This is a genomic window from uncultured Fibrobacter sp., assembly GCF_946062555.1.
Lineage (GTDB): Bacteria > Fibrobacterota > Fibrobacteria > Fibrobacterales > Fibrobacteraceae > Fibrobacter.
Genome location: NZ_CAMGVQ010000019.1, coordinates 19,465 through 38,413, shown reverse-complemented (window position 1 = coordinate 38,413; position 18,949 = coordinate 19,465). Strand labels below are relative to the sequence as shown.

Here is an 18,949-nt window from a genome sequence, read left to right as displayed (position 1 = left end):
TATGTCCACAATTCTCCTCAAGAACATATACAAAGAAGGTGAATTAGACAAGGACTCAACTTGTAAGGAATATTTACAAGTTGCCCATGAAGGAAGCAATGCGCTGAAATTTGCCGCAATGCGTGCGAAGGGCGTGCAGGCGGTTGTTTATTCCGCATATATTACGCCGGGATGAGCGAAGAGGAAATCGAGGCCGAGATCAAGGCCGCAAGAGCGGGGCGGGAGGCATCTCCCACTTAGGATGACGATGCAGTCGTCCTTGTCAAAGTCGGCGACGAAGCCAACATCTTCAAGGAAGGGGAACTGGTCGCAAATTGCGATCGGTTCAAAACGAACTTCTTTTTGACAAAATCTGTTAAAAAGCACTTGTATTTTTGACAAAAAGTTATATATTTTCATTGTATTTTTGACAGAATGGCAAAAAACAGGTCAAAAACGAGGTTTTTGATGGACTTGAAGCGCAAGAGCGAAAAACTCATTCGGGAATGGCTCAAAAACAGCCCAAAAAAGGCCTTGCTCGTAAAAGGTGCCCGCCAGGTGGGGAAAACCCACGCCATCAGGCGCGTACTGACAGCAGAACACGCGGATTTCTTTGAGATAAACCTCATAGAGACCCCTGCCGCGATAGATGTTCTTGCCGCAGCGCAAACCGTTGACGATCTTGTCCTGGGCTTTTCGGCCCTGAGCACGCAGAAACTGGAAAAGGGCAAGACAATCATCTTCATTGACGAAGTCCAGAAATACAAGGAGATGATTACCAAAATCAAGTTCCTTGTAGAAGAAGGAAGTTTCCGGTATGTCCTGAGCGGGTCGTTCCTTGGAGTGGAGCTGACGAATCTCGATTCTGCGCCTGTAGGCTACATGACCACGGTAGAAATGTTCCCGCTGGATTTCGAAGAATTCCTGCAAATCACGAACATCGATGACAACATCGTTTCTAGTTTGCGCTCGTCCTTCGAAAACCGGACACCCGTCATGGATGCGGTAAACCAGAAAATGCTGGACCTGTTCACGCGCTACCTTATCGTGGGCGGCATGCCGGAGGCCGTGAGCAACTTTGCGGACAACAGCAACCTGAACGATGTCATGCGCATCCATCGCGACATCCTGAGTCAGTACAAGCTCGACTTTACCCAATACGAAACAGAAGACAAGCGCCTGTTATTGACAAACGCTTACGAGTTGATTCCTGCGGAACTTCTGAAACAGAACCGTCGATACATCGTGACGGACCTGAAAAAAGGGCTTCATTTTGATCGCGTGCAAAGCACGTTCCTCTGGCTGAAAAACGCTAGCGTTGCACTATCTGTTTTCAACAGCACCGAACCGAGGATTCCGCTCAAGTTGAACAAGAAAAGCAGTTTGTTCAAACTTTACCTTGCGGATGTCGGCATGCTCACTTCGGAATACGGAATGAACACGAAGTCCATGCTGCTGACAAAAAATCAGAACCTGAATGCGGGCGGAATCTACGAAAATGCCATTGCTCAGGAACTCTATTCAAAAGGATTCCGGCTTTACTATTACAATTCAAACCGCCTGGGCGAGCTTGATTTTGTAATCGAATACAACAACCGCGCATTGCCTATCGAAGTGAAGAGCGGCAAGGATTACACAATTCATTCCGCCATGAACAACTGTCTTGCGAATTCCGAATACCAAATGCAGGAGGGTTTCGTCTTTGCAAACTGCAACGTTTCCCAAAAGGGGAAGGTGACGTATCTGCCCATCTACATGGTCATGTTCTTGCAGCAAGATTCAGAACAGATTGTTCTAGACAAGATTGAGTTTTGATTATGATTACCCCACGAACCCTTCCAGCACTTTATACAGCAGGGTGTAAAGAGTCTTGGCTTCGGTGTCGGAGAGGTTCACGCAGCTGGCCATGGACTTGGGGACACCCGCGGCCTTGCGCTTGAGCGATTCGCCTTCGGCGGTGAGGCTTACGGAAAGGCAGCGCTCGTCGCTCTGTTCGCGGGTGCGTTGGATGTAGCCCTTGGCCTCGAGCTTTTTCAGGAGCGGGGTGAGCGTCCCGGAATCGAGGAACAGCTTTTTGCCGAGTTCCGAGACGTTGCACTTCTTCTCTTCCCACAGCACGAGCATCACAATGTACTGCGTGTACGTGAGGTCGAGCGGTTCCAGGTACGGGGCGTAGCGGCGCGTGATTTCCTTGGACGCGGCATACAGCGGGAAGCACAGCTGGTTTTCGAGTTTTAGCTGGGGGCAGTTCATGGTAGCTCCTAGAGCAACTTCTCTACGCAGGCGCGCACGTCGTCCATGTCGGCGGTGGGTTCGAAGCGCGCGACCACGTTGCCTTCGCGGTCCACCACGAACTTGGTGAAGTTCCACTTGATGTCGGGATTATTCTTGTAATCCTTGTCGATGGTCTTGAGCAAAAGCGCCATGGCGGCGGCCTTTACGCCAAAGCCGAAGCCTTCGAAACCCTTCTGCGATTTCAGGTAGGTGTAGAGCGGCAGTTCGTCGGGGCCGTTCACGTCGGACTTTTTCATTTGCGGGAATTCGGTGCCGTAGTTGAGCGTGCAGAATTCGTGGATTTCGTCGTCGGTGCCGGGGGCCTGGCCCTTGAACTGGTTGCAGGGAATGTCGATGACTTCGAAGCCCTTGTCGTGGAAGTCGGAGTACATCTGTTCGATGGGCTTGTAGTGCGGAGTAAAACCGCAGCCGGTCGCGGTGTTCACGATGAGCATCACCTTGCCCTTGAAGTTTGCGAGCGGGACCTGGTTGCCCTTGCCGTCGGTAAGGGTGAAGTCGTAGATGTTCGCCATGATGAGCCTCCTTTTTTTATGGATATCGGCGTCTGGTTACGCCGTATTTAATTGTATACAATCTAATTTTATAAAATTTAATTCGAAAAAGCAATAGACGGAAGCAAAAAATATGATTTTTTCTTGCGGATTATCACCTGACCAGACGAGATTCTGCTCTAGGCAAATTTAGCTGTTGATATCTATTCAAAATACATACATAATATTAATATTTAATTAACATTAAAAATATCCACCCCCAAAGACTAGAGGTGGACTGTTAATAAATTTTGGGTTTTTGTTTCCGCCGCGGAATATGCAGGCGGAACTTTTCGTTAAAACTTCACAGTGCGCGGAGCCGCAGTGAAGCTGTAGAACGTAGCGGTCGCATCCTTGAAGTAGAGCGTTTCGGTGTTGTCGTCGTCGGGGGAGTACATCGACTTGAGCTCGGGGTAGTGCTCCAGCATGTCGACCTTCGGTTCGCGGCGGTCGTCGCGGACGAGTGTTCCGGCGACGCGGACCCACTCGTTACCGGCGGCATTCATCGCGCAGATTTCGACCTTGCCGTTCTTCTGGATCTGCTTGGAGCAGTCCTTGGACTTGCCGGTCTGGATATAGAGCTTGCCCTCGAAAATGTTGGCGGTACCGAACGGGCGGACACGCGGTTGGTCACCGTCTACCGTTGCCAAAAAGTAGGCGCCACATTCCTTGAGAAATTTTACGACTTCTTCCATGAGATGTTCCTTTTTTTGAAAAACTTCAATACTTGTCCGCTAAAATATAGATTATTATACCCACATACCAATGCCTACCGGCAAGTTAAACAAGATATGGAAATAAGGACTCTTCATCCGTACCAGATAGCCCACCCTGACATTGAACATGTCGATGATTGTCCCGATACAGAGCGAAAAGCCGTAATCAAAGCCAGTCTCGTTAATGTAGCCCAGTTCTGGGCCTAGGGAAAACTTGAACGAGATGCCCCTTTCGTAGAAATATAGGATATTTGGCTGCAGCAAGAAGTTGAACCCGTCCGCATAAAAAGCATGCGTCCCAATAGTCCACAACCAAATGTGACTTGGTATAAAACTGGAATCATCACCTTTAATGTATATATAATTCCAATCACCAAAAACCCAATCCGCTCCAAAAGCGAAACCTGTACCGCCTCCCAGGTACATATTCCAAGGAACCAATTCCCGAAAGAAAGTTTTTCCAGAGTTCTGCTGCACCCTAGCGGCATCCTGCACTACATTGGGGGCCCGTTCCTCGTTGGCAAATGAGATGCCCACCATCACGAGTACCATTAGAAAGGGTAAAAATAAACGATAAAACTTCATTTTTTCAAGACGCTTTCGCCGTCACTTCTCGATAAATCCTCGCCATATCCGCAGAGAAACAGCAGAAGATGACCTTCCTGACTTTCTGCGCCGGAAAGTCCCGAACCGTCTTCACGGCAATCTCGGTGGCGGCCTCCCAGGGGTAGCCATAAACTCCACAAGAAATAGCGGGGAAGGCGACCGTCTCGCAACCGCTTTCTTCGGCCAAGTCCAGACAACTTTTGTAGCAAGATTCCAAAAGTGCAGGTTCGCCATGCTGCCCGTCCCGATAAACCGGCCCCGGAGTATGGATGACGAACTTGGCCGAGAGTCTGAAACCCGGGGTGATTTTTGCCTTGCCCGTCTCGCAACCGTTCAGGGGAATGCATGCCCGCAAGAGTTCCGGACCCGCCGCCCGGTGAATTGCCCCATCGACACCGCCACCACCCAGCAGGGAGCAGTTTGCCGCATTCACAATGGCATCCACCGCAAGCTTGGTGATGTCGCCCTGGATAACTTCAATCTCAATCATATTGACCTCCAAGAATAATATAGATAATTTGCTATTCGCAGTCAGGAATGTCATTCTGGAGTGCAACGATAGAATCCAAAAGAACTGATGCAACAGAATAAATTGAAAAATGTTTCACGTGAAACTTTAACGACATTTTTTATATATTAGAATTATTGGAGGCTAGTCTATGAAATTTCAAATATTCACATTTATCGTTATAACGATGGTGGCATTGTCAAGTGCGCAACTCCTGCCTTCAAAAAAACGGAAAGCATTCTGAAAATCGATAGTGCCCTTGTATTCAGGGTCAACTATGGCGACGAATCGGCTCCGATAGACGCTCCCCAAAAAGAGGAGGAACCGGCAGTGGAACCAACTAGAAGAAAAAGCAATAGCGGTTTCGATTTCAAGAGTTCTTTGATAATGACAGGAATTTACGCCACCGAAACAATCCTTTCAAAAGGGGCCAACGCAAACTCACTCTGCCTTCGTGGCAAGCCGTAAGGTTCTAAAAGAATGAAAATTGAACACGTCACCATCTGGGCGAAAGATATCGACAAGGTCTGCGAATTCTACCGAAAGTATTTTGGTGGGGTAGTTCACCCAATTTACCATAATCCGGCAAAGCAGTTCACCAGCCGGTTCGTCACCTTCGAAAGTAGCGCCCGGTTGGAGGTGATGCACCGACCCGACATCTGTCTAACAACAGGTAACGCAAATGAAGAACATCTCGGTTTTGCCCATCTTTCCTTTTCGGTCGGTTCAAAAGAAGAGGTAGACCGACTCACCCGGCAAATGTCTGACGACGGTATCCAGGTGGTAGGGGAGCCCCGGACCACCGGCAACGGGTATTACGAAAGTGTCGTCCTCGACCCCGAAGGCAATAGGGTAGAGATCACTATCTAGTACCACATTATAAATAATGAGACCAAAAGAATCGCAGCAATAAGAGAAAAGCAACCGCTGCACATAGAAAGCCTCCCTGAAAAGGTTCTATAGTTAAATATACATCCATCCCCTTGACACTTTGTGTCATATTGGGACTTTGGAAAAGCCAAAGTCCGACATGCTCATGCTCGGTTATGCCGAAATACAAGTATTTCGTCGCAACACTCGCTATCGTATGTTTCACGTGGAACGTTAGCGAGGTGAGTGCAGCGAAAATATACTTGTATATTTTCATTGCCGAACCGAAGCGAGTTGGCTCCAAAGGAGCAAACATCCGCACCGCAGGGCGAGAGCAGCGGCCACACTTGTGTGAGCATTGCGGAGCCCCAGGATGTCGGTCTTTGGCAAAGCCAAAGGCCAAACATATAATCATCAATCAAGATTTCTAAAATCTTTTTCTATATTTTCCCATATGAAAAAAATAATCCTCATTCTCTCCATCCTGGCATTGAATGTTTTCGCAATCAACTGCCGCGACATGCTCCAGACATCTTTTACATCCAGCACCACAAATACATATTTGGTAGACAGTGCCTACATTGAAAACTACGGTCACGATTTTACTTACTACGCCTCCATGAAATACCACTATACAGGGAACAACCTGGACAGCATCGTCCGATGCGTAGAGGACAATTGTTCAACAATTCATCAAAAAACGGTTCAGGAAAAATCCGAAAAAAACATCAAGACAACTACCTATTACAACGACCAAATCATCCAAGAAGAAACCTACATCATAGGAAAGGATTCCTCCCTGGCTTATGTCTATAGTCCCGCTATTTCCGATGAACCGAAGATTAGTTATATGAGAATTTCATACTTGCGGAACGACACCCTTTATAGGGAAGTATGGGACTTACCCGAAAACACACTCCAACAGGAACAAAGCTCCTTCATAACCCCAGACCCCAATGACGAAAACACCTGCGTCATAACCTCCTATGATTCCCCTTCCAGCACAACCCAGCAAATTATAACAAATACCGAAAACGGATTCGTTGTGTCAAACAAAAATAGCGAGGAAAAGATGTTCTATATTATGGTCAACCCCAATTCTACCACCTCGATTCTCCGCAAAAACCGCCCGACATTCATCCCCGAAAAAGCAAAACATTTCGACCTCCTCGGCCGCCCCGCCAATAGCAAGTACATCATAAAAGTTAATCGATAATATCTAAAAGGTCTCCTTAAAGGAGACTTTTTGATTTTTAGCCTTGATTGTGCCTGCTCCTTCGGAGCCAACTTGCTTCGGTTCAGCAATGAAAATAAACAAGTTTATTTTCGTTGCATTCACCTCGCTAACGTTCCACGTGAAACACGCACAAGGGGACCAAGCAAAAATGTGCTTGCACATTTTTCCTCATAGAGGATAACTCAACTACGAAACTAAAGTTTCATATATATTTGGGAACCGCAGGGTGTAGGCCTATGGTGAAACCAGAGGCCAAACATGAGCCGAGTGTCGTAAAAATATTCTGTTTTCTTTAAAAGGCGTGAATCCTATTCACACAAAATCCACATTTATCAAAAACTTATCCACGGATATTTTTAAAAAGTGAAAGGGCGAAAGCCCTTTTTTTTGAATTTGTTAATTAGGAATACTAAATTATGTTTGGTTTATTATGTTCCACGTGGAACCTAAATGAATTACAGAGAAAACAAAAATCAGCAGAATCTCTTGAACCAGTTCCTAGCGGAACATGGTGTGCAGCTGTCCGAAGATGTTCTGGGCAAGCTTTATGATTTTGCAGACTTGGTGGTGAATACCAAGCAGTTCGGGAACTTGATTTCGGCAAAGGACTCCGAAAAGTTCCTCAGCCGCCACATCGCAGATTCCCTCGTTCCCTATATATATATAGTGAAGGGTGGATTGCAAGACAATTCAACTCCGAATTCTGAATTCCGAATTCCGAATTATAAGTGGGCCGACATGGGTGCCGGTGCAGGTTGTCCGATTTTCCCGCTGGCCATCGTGATGCCCGAAGTAGAATTCTTTGCCGTCGAACCCCGCCACATGCGCGTGGAGTTCATGAACTTCGCCAAGGAAAAACTCGGTCTCAAGAACCTGACTGTCGTGGGCAAGCGCTTCGAAACTTCGGGACTTGCCTACCTGGATTTTGTGAGTTGCCGCGCACTCTCGACTTTCGAAAACGACTGGGAACGAGCCCAGCCGGGACTCAAGCGTGGCGGTAAATTCATCACGCTGAAAAGTTTCAACAATATTGTTCACCTGGAATCGAACCCGGAAGTACACATATATAAATATGCACTCCCGCAGGAAGAACAAGTTTACGCCTTAGTCACTCGAGGTAATGAATGAGTAAAGTGATAGCAGTCTGCAACCAGAAAGGTGGCGTGGGCAAGACCACGACAGCCGTGAACCTGGCTGCAAGTTTTGCCGCACTGGAGAAGAAGACTCTCCTTATCGACATGGACCCGCAGGGTAACGCCTCCCAGGGTCTTGGCTATAACGAGATGCAGGATGTGGATATCCACGAAGTCCTGAACATGGCCGAAAATCCGGACAATATTACCTACGACAATATCAAGGAAGCTATCCTCGACACGAGCCTCGACTACCTCAAGGTCATCACTTCCGGACCGGATCTTGCCGTCATGGAAATCGAACTGGTGAACGCCATGAGCCGCGAACGTCGTCTCGAACGCGTGATGAATGTTCTCAAACAGGCTTTCGAATTCATCATCATCGACGCACCCCCGAGTCTGAACCTTTTGACGCTGAACGTGCTTACCGCCGCCACCAGCGTTCTGATTCCGGTGCAGTGCGAATACTACGCCCTGCAGGGAATGACCGAACTTTTCAAGACGATCCGCGAGGTCCAGAAGAACCTGAACGCCAACTTGAAAATCGAAGGTGCATTGCTCACCATGTACGATTCTCGCCTGAGCCTCTGCAAGCAGGTCGCCGAAGAAGTCCGTGACAACCTGAGCGACACCGTGTTCCAGGCAATGATCCCGAGAAACGTGAAACTCTCCGAAGCGCCGAGCCACGGCAAGCCCGCCATCCTTTACGATGTGCAGAGCAGCGGTGCACAGGCCTACATGAAACTCGCCGAGGAAATACTAAATAAGGGAAAATAAGTTACTAGTCATTCTCGAGCGAAGGGAGGCCAGACAGCACATAAGTACTTGTATCTTAGTGCGCATGAGCCTCAGGGGAAATCCAATACTGTTTCCCGTCGCTACGCTCCAGGATGACACATTCGTGTCACTCTCTACTTCTAACTGACAACTAAATTATTATGGGTAAAAAGTCTTTAGCACTGGGTCGCAGCCTTTCCGATATCCTTAAGGATCATTTCGCTCCGGGAGCATCCGAAATTCAACAGTCTACACAGCCCGGTGAAAACAATTCACAATCCGTCGAAAATAGTGCGCAAAACAATGCCGCTAATTCTGCCGCTGTTGACAAATCCGAAAAGATTGTTGAACTGAACGTAGAACTCATCGACCCGAATCCGTTCCAACCACGCAAGGTTTTCAGCGACGACGAACTGGTGGAACTCGCCGAATCCATCGAGCAGCACGGGCTTATCCAGGCAATCGTCGTCCGCAAGGTTGGCGACCGTTACCAGCTGATTAGCGGTGAACGCCGTACCCGTGCCACCAGGCTCGCCGGACTCCCGACCATCAAGGCCCAGGTTTACGAAAATGTGGGCGACAAGGCGATGGCCGAATGGGCTCTTATCGAAAATATTCAACGTGTCGACCTGAACCCGGTCGAAGTGGCCCATTCCTATCAACAATTAATTAACAATCACGGTTACACGCACGAAGACCTATCCAAAATTGTGAGCAAGTCCCGCTCTGCAATTACCAACAGCCTCCGTCTCCTCAAGCTCCCGGAAGTAGTCCTTTTGTGGATAGAGGAAGGAAAAATTTCTGGCGGTGCCGCACGCGCCCTTTGCAGCGACAAAATCGAAAATCCCGAAGAAGTCGCGAAGCGCGTCATCGAAGAAGGCCTGAACGTCCGCCAGATCGAGGCGATTGCTAGGGGAGAAGATCCGGCCCTTCGACAGGCTCAGGGACCTGATGAATCGTCGCAGTCTGCCGAAACGGAAGCTGACGAACAGCCGGAAGTCCACAAGCCCGAAGTCGAAGCCAAGCCGAAGCCGGAACTCAGCGCCGACATGAAACAGTTCGAGTCCCGCCTCGAAACCTTCTTCGGTACCAAGGTGCAACTGAACCCCAGCGCTTCCAACCAATCCAGGGGTACTATCGTTATTAACTATTATTCCATGGACGACCTGACCCGAATCCAGGAACTCATGGAAAACCGATAGGCGAAAATGAAAGGCAAGTACTACATCGTCCAGATTATCCCGGAAGATTCCAAGGAAATCAAGAAGTACCACGTCAACACCAAGTGGTTCACGCTGCTCAAGATTTTCCTGGTCGTAGTTGTAGTCGCGGCGGGTTTCATTATTTATAATGCGGCCCGTATTGGGCACACGCTCGTAAACTACGAAAAAATCCGCACGGCGAACGCCCAGCTCGTAAAGCAGAACGCAAACTACGAGGAACTTTTCTCGCGAATCGATTCGCTCTGGGTCCTGGAAGAACGCATCCAGAATATCCTCGGTACCTTCATCGAGAACGATTCCAACAAGATCAACAGCCTGATCGACAAGAACCGTTTCGCCCATACGCCCTCCGAAAAGATCAACGTCGACTACGAAGGGATCAACGGCTGGAAACCGATGGAAGAAAAGATCCGTCTTGAACATATCCCGAACGTGATACCTGTCGTCGGAATCGTGAGCAAGAAATTCAGCGAGGAAAACGACCACCTGGGCACCGACTTCGCGGCGCAACCGGGCGACCCCGTCTTCGCGTCGGGTAGCGGCGTCGTGGAATTCGCCGGCTCCAAGGATGAACTCGGGAACACGATCGTCATCAACCACCAGAACGGGTACGTGACAAGTTACTCGCACCTGAAGGATATCCGAACCCGCAAGGGCCGCACCGTCGGCAAGGGTGAAATTATCGGGACCGTCGGCAATACCGGAAACTCCAGTGCACCGCATGTGCATTACACCATTACGCAGAACGGCAAGGAAATGGACCCGGAACTGTTTATAAACTATTAAGCATTTACAAACCAAGAGGAAAAAATGGCTACAAAAGAACAGGAAATCACTCAGATCGGTCATAGCGTGACCATCAAGGGCGACATCAGCGGCAAGAGCGACGTCCGTGTCGCCGGCACCATCAACGGAAGCATCTCCATCGAAGGCGAGCTAATAGTGGAACGCCAGGGCCTGGTTGAAGCCGAAATCAAGACGACTACCGCCGTTATCGCGGGTACGGTCAAGGGCAACATCGACGTGAGCGAAAAGCTCATTCTCGAGAGTTCCTCACAGTTCGTCGGCAACATCAAGACTAAGCAGCTCATTATCCAGGAAGGTGCCATTTTCCAGGGTAACTGCCAGATGGGTCTCAGAAACGCAGGTGAAAAACCGGCTCCCGCTCCCAAGAAGGAGATCAATCTCTAATTCACACCTATACTATTATTTTCCATATATTTATATAAATAGTAATAGTAATTGGTTGAGTGAATAGTGGATAGAATTGTGGAAACGGATTCATAACTTTATGATGGTCAAAAAGTTACAGATTTAAATTTATTGACTATAAATGTTGAAAACTTTAAATCTGTCCACTTTTTTCAATGTTGATAAGTGTTGAACCTCAGTTTTCAATATCAATTCACAGGGAATAGACAATCAGATGTTAAAAATTGTGACGATATTCGCTTTTTGGGCATGATTTAGGTCACATTTTGCAATAAAGTTGTAAAATCGCGCTTCCATCTGTTGTTTAAAAGTTATATTATACAGACAAAATGTCGTCCAAGGTATTAAAGATAGGTCAAATTTCCGATATGCACATCGGAGAAGACGAAAGTCTGGTGCAGGGCATCGATGTCCGCGCCAACTTCCGCAAGGCGATAGAATCTAAGTCCATGACGGACCTGGATCTGCTTGTGCTATCTGGCGACTTGGCAAACGAGGATGCCGAACCCGGCGCCTACAGTTATTTTGTCGATTTCTTCAAGAGCTATCCTGTTCCCGTGTGCATTATCCCGGGAAACCACGACCGTATCGAGGTCATGGAAAAGTTCTTCGACCTGGAAGGCAAGGTACACAACGGCAAGTGCTACTACCGTTACGATCTTTTGGGCAGGAGCATCTTTTTCCTGGATAGCGCCTGTGGCGATGTCTCGAGCGAGCAGCTCGAATGGCTCAGGGCCGAAACGGCCAAGGTCCAGGATGAAGTCATCCTGTTCATGCATCATCCGCCCTGTTTTTGCGGTCACCGCTTTATGGACTTGCGCTACCACCTGAGGAACATGGTGGAAGTCCAGGAGACGCTTTCCGCAATCCCGAACCTGACGCATATTTTCACTGGACATTACCATGCCCAGTTCGAAGTGAACATGGGTAGGCAGATTGTTCACGTGGCGCCCTCGACACAGATGCAGATTGACCCGAATATGCCCTATTTTAACTTGCAAAGTGCCTCTCCGGGCTGGCAGGTGATCGAATGGGGAAAAAATTTTGTAGAAACTGAAGTTTATTTAGAATAACCCCTTGAAATTTTAAAACTATTTGACTAAATTTGGGAAAAATTTGGCGGCTTAGCTCAGTTGGTAGAGCGTCGGAATCATAATCCGCAGGTCTGTGGTTCGAGCCCACAAGCCGCTAGTATTTTGAAAAAGAGGCTGATATGTCAAGACGAATCCTAAAAGTGGCGTTGTTGATGATCGCCTCTTTTTTCGTGGCGGCAGTGTTCACTGCTTGCGATAGCGCGAACCAGGATGTTCCTGAAATGACCCAGGTGCAGTCGTCCGCTCCGAAGACCGCTCCTATCGTGAAGGTCGATTCCTTTACCGCTCCCGCCACCTCCGTGATTACCGCCGAAAAGGCGAAGTATTACGTGAAGGCGAGTGCCGCCCTCGTGGAACTGGGAGTGCGTTGGTCCGAACGTATAGACAAGGCGGCCAACGATACCGAAAAAATCCAGATTCTGAATGCCTACAACGTGGCCCGCGACCAGCTTTGCGCCCGCATCGGTCTCGCCGGCATCGCCGAATACAACTGGATTACCAAGGTCGCGCTCCCTGACCCGAAGAACAAGGCCACCTTTGAAAACGCGGGCCTTAAGACAGCTAATTAAGACAGCTAATTAATTTTAGACTGCGGGTATTAGGTTATAGGATTGCTGAAAGGCAGTTCTTTTTTTGCATCTTTTTTTGGCTTGGTACAGGCTAAAATGGCGATGTGTGTGCATTTGACCTGTACTGGTGTGCCTAAAATGAAAAAAGCTGCATTCAATTTTTTTAATTTGCGGTAGTATGCAGACGGCGAAACATTTTTTTAGTCTCGAGGGAATCGACGGTTCCGGAAAGTCGACGCAGATTGACAAGCTGATTGAGGTGCTCACCAGCGAAGGTTATTCGGTGGTGAAGCTGCGTGAACCTGGTGGTGCGAAAATTTCCGAAGGTATCCGCGAACTTCTGCTGGATCCTGCGTTCAAGGGAATCATGGGCGACAAGACGGAACTTCTGCTGTACAACGCGGCGCGTGCCCAGGTGATTCACGAGGTGATTCAGCCGGCGCTCGATGCAGGCAAGATCGTGATCGCCGACCGTTTCGCATGGAGCACCTTTGCGTATCAGGGGTATGCTCGCGGACTGGGCGCCGAGCTGGTGCAGCGCCTTACGGAAATCACTTGCGGAGGGTGCTTCCCCGAACTGACGGTGGTGCTGGACCTGACGGTGGAGGCGAGCCGCGCTCGCACCGCAAGGCGGGGCGAGGCACCCGACCGACTGGAGAGCGAGAAGGCCGACTTTTTCGAGCGGGTGCGCCAAGGTTACTTGGCCGCGGCCCGTGACTACAGCGACTGCGTTGCGGTTGTCAATTCCGATCGCGAACCCGATAAGGTATTCGCCGATTTGTACAAGTTAATCAAGTCGCGACTGTAAATCCTGCTGGATTCACTCCTGCGTTTCAGTTGATCGCCGAAGCCCATTGTGTTGCATGTCATTCTGGAGGTCTGTAAGGCCGACGGAATCCATCCTGGAATCACTCCCGCGTTTCAGTTGACCGCCGAAACCCATTGCGAAGCATGTCATTCTGGAGGTCATAAGACCGACGGAATCCATACTGAAATCACTCCTGCGTTTCACCTGGTCACCGAAGCCCATTGTGTTGCATGTCATTCTGGAGGTCATAAGACCGACGGAATCCATCCTGAAACCACACCTGCGTTTCAGTTGATCGCCGAAGCCCATTGCGAAGCATGTCATTCTGGAGGTCTGTAAGACCGACGGAATCCATCCTGAAACCACACCTGCGTTTCAGTTGATCGCCGAAGCCCATTTCGATGCATGTCATTCTGGAGGTCTGTAAGACCGACGGAATCCATACTTACGAACACTTGATACACCGGTATACAAAATTGACGCTTTTTTTTATACCGCCCCTTGAAAAAACAATTTATTTTCTACTTTGAAAGTTAAATTGGTTGCGTCATTCCGATGTTGAAGTGCGAACCGGAAAGACGAAAAGAGATGATTATGTTCAAAAGAATTTTGTCTATGTGCGCCCTGGGCACCTCTGCCCTTATGGCGGCTCTGCTCACCAACGGCGACTTGTCTTATGGCGATGGCGGTTGGTATGTCTGGAATAACCCCGATGGCCCTGCTAAGTTCGAACAGCAAATCGGGGTGATGGGCCTCGGCGTCGATGGCAGCGAAGGCGTAAAGATTACCGTGACCGATCTTCCGAATCCGTCGTGGGGACTTCAGTTGCAGCCGCCCAAGTGGCTTGCCGACTCCGCCTACTACACGCTCACTTTCAAGGCGAAGGGCAACATGCCCATCAACGCGATTATCCAGGGCGGGCCTCCCGACTACCGTCAGAAAGAAAGCGCCTCGTTCATGCTGACCAAGGACTGGAAGACTTTTTCCATGACCTTCCTTGCCGACCAGAAAGGTTACGGCCTGAATAACGTCACGTTCCACGTGGGTCTCGCCAAGGGCTGGATGCAGATGGACGATGTCGAGATCGAGAAGGTCGAAGGCATGGATGACATGACCTGGTACAACAATTCCGCCGCACGCATCGACAGCCTGCGCAAAAAGGAATTGACTGTGAAGGCGACGCCGGGTGCACAGGTGAAAGTGGAACTCATGCGCCACGCATTCCCCTTCGGCACGGCCCTTGCGCTTTACCCCAGCAAGGACAGCGTCGAAACATGGTACCGCAAGACTGCCAATAAGTATTTCTGGTACGGTGTTCCCGAAAACCAGTTCAAGTGGCCGGAATACGAACCCAAGAAGGGCAAGATCCGCCGCGACGAATTCAAGCAGTATCTGGATTACGTGAATGACTACAAGTGGGGCTTCCGCGCCCATGCGCTTATGTGGGGCATCCAGGGCTATGGCTATGACAAGCATTTCAGCTTCAAGGGTAGCTGTAAGGAAATCGGCCAGAAGCTTAAGGCACGCATTGACCGCGACATGAAGGAATACAAGGGCCGCATCAAGGAATACGATGTATGGAACGAAGTATTCCACGAACCGTTTGTGTTCAACAAGTGCGGCTGGGATCTGCTGGATTCCGCTCACGTCTGGGCGCACCGTGCCGACCCCGATGCGCGACTCTTCATCAATGAATACAACGTAATCGTCGCGGGTGAGACCGACCGCCTTTACGATATCGTCAAGGGAATGCTCGACCGCAAGGTTCCCGTACACGGCATCGGCGTGCAGTGCCACTTTGGTGACCGTCAGTTGAATCCGGCTTTCATCAAGGCCCGCTTCGACAAGCTCGGCTCTCTCGGCCTCCCGATCAAGGTGACTGAACTTGACTTTGGTGACTGGCAGAAGGGCATGTACTTCGGCGAAGACGAACAGGCCAAGCGCTACGAGATGTTCCTGCGCATTGCCTTTAGCCACCCGGCTGTCGAAGGCATCATTCTGTGGGGCTTCTGGGATAACCGTCACTGGCTCAAGAATGGTGGCATTATCGCTGCGGATGGTCGCGAAAAGCCAGCAGCAAAGCTTATTTACGACCTGTGGCACAAGGTATGGACCACCAACGGAACGTTTAAGGCCGATGAAAACGGTGTCGTGAAGTTCCGCGGTTACCCCGGCAAGTATAAGGTAACAGTCGACGGCAAGAGCGAAATGGTTGAGTTGAAGTAGAGCTTAGAGCTTAGAATTATTTGAAGATGCTCCCACACGGGGGCATTTTTTCTATTATGAGCAAATAAACCTAAGTGAGGAAACAATGAAGAGTTCTTATAAAATGGCAGCTACATGTGCCCTGACTTTCGCCTTGGCATTCACCGCCTGCGACGATTCCACCTCGGCAAGCGACAACGGCGGCAATGGCGGCAACGGCGGTACAAACACGCCTTGCACCGATGCCATCCAGGCGGAGTGTCCCGAAACACTTGAAGCGGGCACTATTTGTGACAATCGCGATGGAAAAATCTACAAGATAACGACTGTCGGGTCGCAGGTCTGGATGGCGGAGAACTTGAACTACTATTCCTGCAACATCAAGGATGCCAGCTGGTGCTACGAAGACAAGCCCGAAAACTGCGACAAGTACGGCCGCCTGTACAGCTGGACCGCGGCGATGGGAATTGATAAATCCTACCAGACTGAGTACGCGAACCTGACCGGGGTGCAGCGCGGCAACTGCCCCGAAGGATTCCACATGCCATCCGAGGCGGAATGGAGCGATTTCTATGACTTCGTATCGAATTACGCCATCGAACAGAGTAACGACGAAGGTGCGGTTGTCCGCGCCAAGGGTGCGTGGCCGAACGAATCGTATTATCCGGCTACGGATGATTTCGGATTTGCGATGCTGCCCGCTGGAAGAAAAAACTTTACCGGTTATGAAGAACTTGGCGAAAAGGCATTTTTCTGGACAGCGGACGAAGACCATCGCGATGTTGTCGGTGGTCCCCGCAATGTCGGCATCTGGACCGTGTCGAGCATGTTCGGCTTCGGCGGCGGTTCGCTCATGAAGGATGAAGGCCTCTCTATCCGTTGCGTGAAGGACTAAGCTAAAGTATCAGGAAAAGTTCAGGCCCCATACGGGGCCTTCTTTCATTTCGTACATTTCTTTCCCCACTTTTCGAGCGTAGCGGGAAAGCTCCAAGAGATTTATACCCATGGAAGGTGCCGACTTGTAAGGATCAGGCGTAGCCCTATAAGCCTTCATGGACTCAGCGCATAAGGTCTAATAATTCAGAAAAAATGAACCGCTTGTTCTTTTTTCCTTCAAATGCAAAAAGAATTCTTTTTGATTCTAACAAATCAAGATATCGCTTGGCCTGACCAACAGTCACATTCAAGCGATCAGCCAATATTGACGACGTTATAAGAGGTCGTTTAAACAAACTTTCTATGATAGCTTCGTATTTCGGACTGTTCACAAGTTCCTTTACAGCAACTTTCGTCCGTTCGTACAGATTATCCATGGAATCAATATATTGAATATTTTTTTTTGCTTGGGCAACAACCTTTCTTAGAAAATAGGTTATCCATATGGTAAGACTACCTTCACGCGAACTGGTCAATGAATTGTAATACATTAACTTATCTTCGCTAATAGCCTCGCTTAAATAGAAATACGGATATCTGATAAGCTTCGCCTTATACATATACAAACTAATCAAGGCCCGACCAACGCGACCATTTCCATCAGCAAACGGATGTATTGACTCAAATTGCGCATGAGCGACAGCTGCCTTAATTAACGGATTTTCTCCATCGGCAAAATTATTCATGTAATCCAAAAGATCGTTCATGTACTTACCGGTCTCTTGTGGCGAAGGAGGTTCAAAAACCACTTTTCCATTCGAATTAACTATGAAATTTTGCTCTTCCTTATAACGGCCTAATATGTGTTCTTTTTCGGGAGGAACTATGCCATTCAGCATAACCTCTTGAATCTTTCGAATGAAGGCATTAGAAAACACCTCCATCTTTAAATAATCCGCACCCTTACTTAAAGCGCTCAGATGATTTGTATATTCTACAAACGCCTTTTTTCCACTATTTTTTTCTTTTACTTCCTCTTTAAGCATCTCAGAATAAGTTGTCTGAGTTCCTTCGATGTACATAGAGGCAAGAGCCTCCTTTTGATGTAGCATCGGCATAAGCACACTGTTGAACTTACACCCGGCAATTTTTGCATCGAGTTCGCCCAGCAACTTTGAAGCATCGACCAGTTCATTGATAAACTGGTTGGCATCGTAATCTTTAATTCGGTCTTTTAGGAAAGGAATCATAGATTTAGCATTACTGGTATACAAATGATGGAAAGGCTAAGCGATATTCCCAAGCAAACAAGCCATTTCTTATAGGATACCCTTGAAAAGAACGCTATGATAAAAGTCCCTACATAAATAAACAATACCACTCCTAGCAGAAACAACACTCCCAGCATAAACAAATCGTTTTCATCACTCAAATTAGGGGCATCCCCTCCACCTCCATACGCGAAATAAAGAAGCGCCGCTATAGCATATAAGAACACCCACGCAATTATGTACGGAAGCGATTTGTAGAAAATCGGCTTAAAAGGCTCTTTTTTCCAAAAAGTATTATGCACAATAACTACAAAAAGGCTCAAGAACCAAAAGAACATAAACCTTGAAGAAGCGATGGAGAAACTTTCTGAAAATATGGAATTATGGGAATTCCCAAGCGGCCACATCAACAAAAAGATGACAATACCTGCTATGGGAGCAAACATTCCCACAGCAAGAATCGCCCTAGACTTCCAGTCATATTCCTTATTTTGGATTTCCATTTTCATCTAATGAATTAAGCTCCTCTAAATATCTGTTGAACGTTTCTGAACTTATTTTCTTCTTTTTTACGTTATAAGTTCCATCAGGATTTCGCTCCGAAACAAACAAACCATCCGACAGCGCCTGAACCAACAGGGCGTATGTTTTGCTTTTCATAGACTTGTCTTTATACTTGTCGCCCAGTTGTCTGCCAATCACGTTGTTTCGCAAATCAGCAGCCCGATCAGCCTCGTCAATCGTTCGGTAGGTCGTTCTAACAGTATCCATCTTTTGACCGAGTTCATGACAATTACCAACTCTCTCTGCCAAGTCTTTTCCATACTGCGAAGTGATTTCCGCCTGCCACAGGCCATGCCTGAAAGCCCCTCGCATTGAACCACGATCATCTTGATTTGGCGACAAGATATCACTTGCTTTGGCAAATGCAGTCGCTCGACTTGAGATGTTTGGTTTTGGCGTGTATTCAGGGTGGCCTATGTTCCGCAATTTAAGCGGATTGAAATTTGTAGCAGTTCCCATGCAAAAGGCTTGATATA

23 protein-coding genes and 1 tRNA gene are annotated in these 18,949 nt (G+C 48.4%); 16 read left to right on the top strand and 8 right to left on the bottom strand.

Annotated elements, in window-relative coordinates:
- Nucleotide 1: 1 nt before the first annotated feature.
- Together Q0P86_RS07575 and Q0P86_RS07570 are read left to right on the top strand one after the other, a co-directional pair.
- Complete coding sequence (locus Q0P86_RS07575) at nucleotides 2-175, top strand: hypothetical protein (protein ID WP_295038569.1); 174 nt, start codon at nucleotides 2-4, stop codon at nucleotides 173-175.
- 272 nt (nucleotides 176-447) lie between these two features.
- Nucleotides 448-1,794 (top strand): AAA family ATPase, encoded by a 1,347-nt coding sequence (locus Q0P86_RS07570; protein WP_295038567.1) that lies wholly within the window; start codon nucleotides 448-450, stop codon nucleotides 1,792-1,794.
- Between the two features lie 6 nt (nucleotides 1,795-1,800).
- Here the strand turns inward: Q0P86_RS07570 and Q0P86_RS07565 are convergent, their stop codons facing one another.
- From Q0P86_RS07565 to Q0P86_RS07545, 5 genes are all read right to left on the bottom strand, one after another.
- A complete protein-coding gene (locus Q0P86_RS07565; RefSeq protein ID WP_295038564.1) occupies nucleotides 1,801-2,232 on the bottom strand; it encodes a MarR family winged helix-turn-helix transcriptional regulator in 432 nt (143 codons plus the stop codon).
- 8 nt (nucleotides 2,233-2,240) lie between these two features.
- Entirely contained in the window at nucleotides 2,241-2,786 is a 546-nt protein-coding gene (locus Q0P86_RS07560) for a glutathione peroxidase (protein ID WP_294112641.1), read from the bottom strand.
- A 314-nt stretch (nucleotides 2,787-3,100) separates the two neighbouring features.
- Entirely contained in the window at nucleotides 3,101-3,499 is a 399-nt protein-coding gene (locus Q0P86_RS07555) for a pyridoxamine 5'-phosphate oxidase family protein (RefSeq protein WP_295038562.1), read from the bottom strand.
- A gap of 54 nt (nucleotides 3,500-3,553) precedes the next feature.
- Entirely contained in the window at nucleotides 3,554-4,105 is a 552-nt protein-coding gene (locus Q0P86_RS07550; protein WP_295038559.1) for a hypothetical protein, read from the bottom strand.
- A 4-nt stretch (nucleotides 4,106-4,109) separates the two neighbouring features.
- Entirely contained in the window at nucleotides 4,110-4,616 is a 507-nt protein-coding gene (locus Q0P86_RS07545) for an O-acetyl-ADP-ribose deacetylase (RefSeq protein ID WP_295038557.1), read from the bottom strand.
- A gap of 498 nt (nucleotides 4,617-5,114) precedes the next feature.
- Between Q0P86_RS07545 and Q0P86_RS07540 the strand changes: the two genes are divergently transcribed.
- From Q0P86_RS07540 to Q0P86_RS07475, 14 genes are all read left to right on the top strand, one after another.
- Nucleotides 5,115-5,504 (top strand): VOC family protein, encoded by a 390-nt coding sequence (locus Q0P86_RS07540; RefSeq protein ID WP_295038555.1) that lies wholly within the window; start codon nucleotides 5,115-5,117, stop codon nucleotides 5,502-5,504.
- A gap of 454 nt (nucleotides 5,505-5,958) precedes the next feature.
- On the top strand, nucleotides 5,959-6,720 hold the full coding sequence (locus Q0P86_RS07535) for a hypothetical protein (protein ID WP_295038553.1): 762 nt from the start codon (nucleotides 5,959-5,961) through the stop codon (nucleotides 6,718-6,720).
- A 471-nt stretch (nucleotides 6,721-7,191) separates the two neighbouring features.
- Nucleotides 7,192-7,869, top strand: coding sequence for an RsmG family class I SAM-dependent methyltransferase (locus Q0P86_RS07530; RefSeq protein WP_295038552.1), 678 nt, complete (start codon nucleotides 7,192-7,194; stop codon nucleotides 7,867-7,869).
- Nucleotides 7,866-8,651, top strand: coding sequence for a ParA family protein (locus Q0P86_RS07525; RefSeq protein WP_295038550.1), 786 nt, complete (start codon nucleotides 7,866-7,868; stop codon nucleotides 8,649-8,651). Before Q0P86_RS07530 ends, Q0P86_RS07525 begins: the two co-directional genes overlap by 4 nt.
- A gap of 161 nt (nucleotides 8,652-8,812) precedes the next feature.
- On the top strand, nucleotides 8,813-9,853 hold the full coding sequence (locus Q0P86_RS07520) for a ParB/RepB/Spo0J family partition protein (RefSeq protein WP_291025504.1): 1,041 nt from the start codon (nucleotides 8,813-8,815) through the stop codon (nucleotides 9,851-9,853).
- 6 nt (nucleotides 9,854-9,859) lie between these two features.
- Nucleotides 9,860-10,660, top strand: coding sequence for a peptidoglycan DD-metalloendopeptidase family protein (locus tag Q0P86_RS07515; RefSeq protein WP_290990803.1), 801 nt, complete (start codon nucleotides 9,860-9,862; stop codon nucleotides 10,658-10,660).
- 24 nt (nucleotides 10,661-10,684) lie between these two features.
- Entirely contained in the window at nucleotides 10,685-11,065 is a 381-nt protein-coding gene (locus Q0P86_RS07510; RefSeq protein WP_072980169.1) for a polymer-forming cytoskeletal protein, read from the top strand.
- A gap of 350 nt (nucleotides 11,066-11,415) precedes the next feature.
- Nucleotides 11,416-12,159: a metallophosphoesterase gene (locus Q0P86_RS07505; RefSeq protein ID WP_295038547.1), complete on the top strand. Its 744-nt coding sequence runs from the start codon at nucleotides 11,416-11,418 to the stop codon at nucleotides 12,157-12,159.
- A 45-nt stretch (nucleotides 12,160-12,204) separates the two neighbouring features.
- Nucleotides 12,205-12,277: transfer RNA gene (locus Q0P86_RS07500), tRNA-Met, on the top strand.
- 22 nt (nucleotides 12,278-12,299) lie between these two features.
- The gene (locus Q0P86_RS07495) at nucleotides 12,300-12,749 is read left to right on the top strand and encodes a hypothetical protein (protein ID WP_290990796.1); all 450 of its coding nucleotides are present in this window, start codon (nucleotides 12,300-12,302) and stop codon (nucleotides 12,747-12,749) included.
- Nucleotides 12,750-12,927: 178 nt separating this feature from the next.
- Nucleotides 12,928-13,557 carry a dTMP kinase gene (gene tmk, locus Q0P86_RS07490; protein WP_290990793.1) on the top strand — a complete coding sequence of 210 codons (630 nt, stop codon included), beginning with the start codon at nucleotides 12,928-12,930 and terminating at the stop codon, nucleotides 13,555-13,557.
- Nucleotides 13,558-13,605: 48 nt separating this feature from the next.
- Entirely contained in the window at nucleotides 13,606-13,896 is a 291-nt protein-coding gene (locus Q0P86_RS16890; protein ID WP_367181820.1) for a multiheme c-type cytochrome, read from the top strand.
- Nucleotides 13,897-14,151: 255 nt separating this feature from the next.
- A complete protein-coding gene (locus Q0P86_RS07480; RefSeq protein WP_295038542.1) occupies nucleotides 14,152-15,783 on the top strand; it encodes an endo-1,4-beta-xylanase in 1,632 nt (543 codons plus the stop codon).
- A 103-nt stretch (nucleotides 15,784-15,886) separates the two neighbouring features.
- Nucleotides 15,887-16,657 (top strand): fibrobacter succinogenes major paralogous domain-containing protein, encoded by a 771-nt coding sequence (locus tag Q0P86_RS07475; protein WP_294112657.1) that lies wholly within the window; start codon nucleotides 15,887-15,889, stop codon nucleotides 16,655-16,657.
- A 163-nt stretch (nucleotides 16,658-16,820) separates the two neighbouring features.
- Here Q0P86_RS07475 and Q0P86_RS07470 read toward each other — a convergent pair whose 3' ends face one another.
- The 3 genes from Q0P86_RS07470 to Q0P86_RS07460 are packed head-to-tail and all read right to left on the bottom strand — an operon-like array spanning nucleotide 16,821 to nucleotide 18,932.
- A complete protein-coding gene (locus Q0P86_RS07470; protein WP_295038540.1) occupies nucleotides 16,821-17,888 on the bottom strand; it encodes a Fic family protein in 1,068 nt (355 codons plus the stop codon).
- Nucleotides 17,885-18,418: a hypothetical protein gene (locus Q0P86_RS07465; protein WP_295038538.1), complete on the bottom strand. Its 534-nt coding sequence runs from the start codon at nucleotides 18,416-18,418 to the stop codon at nucleotides 17,885-17,887. The genes Q0P86_RS07470 and Q0P86_RS07465 overlap by 4 nt, the downstream gene beginning before the upstream one ends.
- On the bottom strand, nucleotides 18,396-18,932 hold the full coding sequence (locus tag Q0P86_RS07460) for a hypothetical protein (RefSeq protein WP_295038535.1): 537 nt from the start codon (nucleotides 18,930-18,932) through the stop codon (nucleotides 18,396-18,398). Before Q0P86_RS07460 ends, Q0P86_RS07465 begins: the two co-directional genes overlap by 23 nt.
- Nucleotides 18,933-18,949 lie beyond the last annotated feature (17 nt).